A 4432-nucleotide genomic window follows, 5' to 3' on the forward strand; every position below is an offset into this window, starting at 1 on the left:
CAACCTACGGTTGATGTTGGGTTGCACACAACCTACGGTTGATGTTGGGTTGCACACAACCTACCACCTAACCTACGGTTGATGTTGGGTTCTGCTGAGTAGACCTTTCCCCAATCTTCCTGTTAAGATGACAGCCAATTTTGCAAAATATTAATCAGCACTGGAGCAAAAGAGTCCATCTTATCCTCGTTAGGTTGTGATAGATCCCTGATTAACATCTCTAGCAATTCTTCATCCTCCAAGCCTTGATTGGGATCTATACCGCTTTTCCATAACAAGGTATCGGATAATTGTTTACGCTTCTCGATTAAGGCACGGTTATTTTTTTCATCATCGCCCAGGTTTAACACTTGAATCGTATCCTTAGCGCGATCGCTCAAACCTTCTACCCGACCACTAATTTTAAACCTAAGTTCTGTTTCGCATTCTTCCATCAGGGGAGTTAAGGGTAAGGGCTTAGATTCATGAGCCTTGCCACATTGATTAGAGGTATTACAACTGGCGACAATATTTGAAAAATCGAGGGTGCGGTTAGGATTCAAATTTTGAGCTTCTATATGCTCATTATGGCAATTATTAATATCTTCTATTCTCTGACAGCAATAAGCACAAATATAGAATTTTTCTTTCAGAGCATATTCCCGAATAACTCGTCTCATATCTTCAGGTAACTGGCTATATCGTCTATGAGGATTTTTCTTTTTCCATGCTGTCAAATTAGGTGGCTCCGAGCCTTTATGAATCTTTCGCATGACGTGATTTTTGTTTATTGATCAGGAGTTTGGCTTTCATCAATTCTAAATGATTGGCGTGCAATTTCTCAGTTAATTGTGAAAGCAATTGTTCAGCCTCGGTTAGGTTGGCGTTTTGTATGGCATCTAGCAGATTGTTCAGTTCAGTATCAATGGTCTCATTACGGATACTGGTATCCATGACATCTAGTAAAACCGTATTAGCATCTTGCCCATACTGGGAAGGCAATTGTTGCAATTCACCATTGTTTAAGGTGTAAACCAAGATATTTTGACAGTCGCTGATGATAAGAGGTGAATGGGTTGTTAGCACAAATTGACAGTTAGGAAAAGTGTCGATCAGGCGATCGCAAAAACTACGCTGCCACGAGGGATGTAAATGCAAATCGACTTCATCAATCAAAACGATACCATCACCTGTTCAAGGATTTTCTAGGGCGGGGTTCAGCATAGCTAGACGGCGAGCAATATCACCAACTAGAGCCATCAGAGATTTTTCGCCTTGTGAAAGTTGGGCGGCATTTAGGGTTTCACCGTTTTTGTCGATCGCCATATAGAGACGAGGTTTGCGACGGACTCTCAGGTTGTCCAGATCCGGCATAAATCGGCTAATGGCGGTGCGAACTGCCGTTAATTGCCTATCTTTAGCGGAGGCATTTAGTTGCTGCAATTGTTGCCATACCGTTGAATCGGTTTGTAATAGAGGTCTGATTTCGTTCCAAAAGTCTTGAGGAATTGCTGATTCATTCTCAGTATCTTCTCGTTCTCTAAACCATTCAAAAAAACGGCGAAAGTCTACACCCTGATTTAAGGCGTTATCGTAGCCATCTAATTGCTTAAAGCTGTGCTTAGTCCTAATTTTTAGGGGTATATCCAGCACTACGCGCTCCACCGGATAAAAGGCAATTAGAGGTAGGCTTGTTTGGTCATTATCGCTGAGGTCATCACGATAAATATTAGCCAAACGAGTGCAGTCGTTTAGGTTACTATTATATGGGGATTTTCGCCCTTTTTCGGCTTTGGCTAAAGTCCATTTAAACTGATGATTAATCTGGCTGATGTCGGCATTTTCTGAGGGATGATTATTATCATAAGCCTCGATTTCAATGCTGGCAAAATTAGCGGAATTAAGTATAGAATTTTCTGGGATAGGGTTGCCACTGCCTTTTTCCGTGCGTAAACGAGCAGTGAACCAGCTAAGAGAGGTGGCTAAAGCGGTGAGAATGGAGGATTTGCCCGCGCCATTTTTGCCCACGAATACGGTGATATTGCTGGGGTTTTGCTGGGTGGGTGCTAAGGAAATTTCCAGATTTTTAAATAGCCCAAAATTTGTGAGGATGACCCGTTGGATTTCCATCGCGATCGCTTTCAAACTCACCCCTATTATTATCTCCACATTGTCGCACAAAGTCAAGTGTTTGCTGTTTGTTAATCATACTGTTTCCCATGAACCAGGCAACAGTAGGGGCGCGGGGGTACAAGCGAGGGATCACGGCGACCACCGGGGAATCTCGCCTACATACTACGGTTGATGTTGGGTTGCACCTAACCTACCTTTGATGTTGGGTTGCACCTAACCTACGGTTGATGTTGGGTTGCACCTAACCTACGGTTGATGTTGGGTTGCACCCAACCTACGGTTGATGTTGGGTTGCACCCAACCTACGGTTGATGTTGGGTTGCACTTGCAGTTCATCATCACTGGGGGCGGGTTCGGGACGTTTGGCGATGCCTCGGAGTCCAGTCAGAGTGCCAGAGGGAATAGGCTGAATGGAGGTGAGTTGTTTTTGCTGGAGAAATTCGGCGAAGTCCAGGACTTCTGGGATTTGGTTTTCTGGAAGGGTTTGAATCAGTTGATTGAGTTTTTCGGCGGCTGTCATAGTTTTTAGGAAGTCAGTTGGTTGGATTGGGTTGGATTTGTTCTATTATGCCCGATCGCTTTATGACTTGGTTTTCGGTTTCGCCGACTTTTGGGCTGGGGTGGGTTGGCTGGTCATTTTTGTATATAAATCAAACAGTTTTTCTAGGCGTTCGGTGTCGTTTTTGAAGCGACGACCGATGTAAATTCGCTCGATAATTTCATCGTTGTGATCGTGGGCTTCCCGGACTAGGGGAAATTCGCTATCCATGCGTTTTGGGTCGTACATATCCGCAATAGTAGCGGGGAAATAATGCTCGCGGGCTAATAAAATATCTTCCGCGCAGCGAGTCAGGTCGGCTTTGTTTTGTTCCGTGAGGGTGGGGACGGGGAAGGTGTTCCAGTCTAGGGTGTTGGAGTAGCGATATCGGGTTTCGAGTTTGCCGCAGACGGTGGCGATCCAGACCAAGTGAAGGCGTGAGGCGATTAGCGCCATGTTCCACAGTGGCGCATCGTAGAGAGCGAAGGCACTATCACCGACCAATGATCGTTCTGGTAAAAGACCAATAGGAAGATACTCTCGGCGCTCAGAGCTAACACGTGGAACAATAAATGCAGATCGATCACAAATCCCTTGAATTTGCCTAAATCGATGAGGATAATCTGCGGCTGGTCTAGTTTCTGCTGCTTTACTATTACTACGAAATTCTCGAATAGCATCAATTCGTTTAGCTATTTCTGGAATTTTATAAGCTTCTTCAGCTTCTGAGTCCTCAATCCACAAACAATATCTATTAAGACCTCTGATAAACTCTGCGGATCCGAAATAAGGCCGAATGTAGCTTATTGCCTGGGGCGAATGATCGAACAAATCCTTCACCTGATAGGTATCTAAAAAAAAGTTTCCATTGTCTGTTGGTTTATTTCCCCATACCATCAAAGCCCTATCTTCAGGTGAGCGACTAACCTTTTCAATAATTAAATTAGGACCATGAACAAGCTACGCATTTATATTACTACCTGCCTTGGCAACTATTTGTCCAGTTTCATCTTCTGAAAAAACTATATTATGATGTTTTGAATCAGCCCCAATTCCTATGATAGCCACCGTCACCCCAGCATTATGGCTCGCAAGATTTGCCCACTTGAAGGATGTATGAGCAAATATGATCAAATTTCCAGTTTCAAAAATAAGCGGCCAGAGAACAGGAACTTGTTCACCCTGACAAATGGAATTAGTAGAAACAAAAGCCGCCGCCGCATTGGTTGGCGTGCCATAATCTGCCGCCTTCATAAACCAACCCGCCACATAATCCAAAGACTTCCAATTTTTTGTCCGACTATCAAAAATTTGTTTTAAATCGTCCTTTTGTTCCGACGATTGCCAAGTCGAACCCAAATAAGGCGGATTCCCACAAATATAAGTTTCTCCCCCCTCATTCTCAAACTCAATTTCTGCCTGATCTCGCGTTTCCCCCCACAAATCCAAATCTTCCCGCTGCACCTTTACCCCCGTTCCCGTGGGCGGACAAAGACTCAACCAATCCAACCGCAAGGCATTATTGCCGCAAGTAATCCAATTATCAGCCTTCAAGGGCAAAAAATCCGCCAACGCCAACATCGGCCCCCGATGCAACACATCACACTGATACTCGGCAATAATCAAGGCTAACCGGGCAATTTCTGCGGCAAAATGGCGAATTTCTATGCCCCGAAAATTGGTCAAGGGAATCTGAGAAGGGCGATCGCACTCCCCCCGCCGACGGTTAATTTCCGTCGAGTAGCGTTAACTATAAACCTTTATCCTGACAGCGATAGCGGG

Annotated in this window: 6 protein-coding genes; all 6 read right to left on the reverse strand. The window is 44.6% G+C overall.

From position 1 onward, the window contains the following. Nucleotides 1-122: 122 nt before the first annotated feature. The 6 genes from P5674_RS23350 to P5674_RS23370 all read right to left on the reverse strand — a co-directional run bounded on the left by P5674_RS23350 (nucleotide 123) and on the right by P5674_RS23370 (nucleotide 4381). Nucleotides 123-752: a hypothetical protein gene (locus P5674_RS23350; protein WP_014277222.1), complete on the reverse strand. Its 630-nt coding sequence runs from the start codon at nucleotides 750-752 to the stop codon at nucleotides 123-125. Then, nucleotides 736-1155, reverse strand: a complete 420-nt coding sequence (locus tag P5674_RS26745) for an AAA family ATPase (RefSeq protein WP_014277223.1) — start codon at nucleotides 1153-1155, stop codon at nucleotides 736-738. Before P5674_RS26745 ends, P5674_RS23350 begins: the two co-directional genes overlap by 17 nt. An 18-nt stretch (nucleotides 1156-1173) precedes the next feature. Next, nucleotides 1174-2130: an AAA family ATPase gene (locus P5674_RS23355; RefSeq protein ID WP_434475133.1), complete on the reverse strand. Its 957-nt coding sequence runs from the start codon at nucleotides 2128-2130 to the stop codon at nucleotides 1174-1176. A gap of 256 nt (nucleotides 2131-2386) precedes the next feature. After that, nucleotides 2387-2632 carry a DUF2281 domain-containing protein gene (locus P5674_RS23360; protein ID WP_014277225.1) on the reverse strand — a complete coding sequence of 82 codons (246 nt, stop codon included), beginning with the start codon at nucleotides 2630-2632 and terminating at the stop codon, nucleotides 2387-2389. Nucleotides 2633-2692: 60 nt separating this feature from the next. After that, the gene (locus P5674_RS23365; RefSeq protein ID WP_308805611.1) at nucleotides 2693-3589 is read right to left on the reverse strand and encodes a type IIL restriction-modification enzyme MmeI; all 897 of its coding nucleotides are present in this window, start codon (nucleotides 3587-3589) and stop codon (nucleotides 2693-2695) included. 21 nt (nucleotides 3590-3610) lie between these two features. After that, nucleotides 3611-4381, reverse strand: a complete 771-nt coding sequence (locus P5674_RS23370; protein ID WP_315643176.1) for a DNA methyltransferase — start codon at nucleotides 4379-4381, stop codon at nucleotides 3611-3613. Nucleotides 4382-4432: the final 51 nt, after the last annotated feature.

Origin of the sequence: Limnospira sp. PMC 289.06 (assembly GCF_032350395.1) — a bacterium.
GTDB classification, from domain to species: domain Bacteria; phylum Cyanobacteriota; class Cyanobacteriia; order Cyanobacteriales; family Microcoleaceae; genus Limnospira; species Limnospira platensis.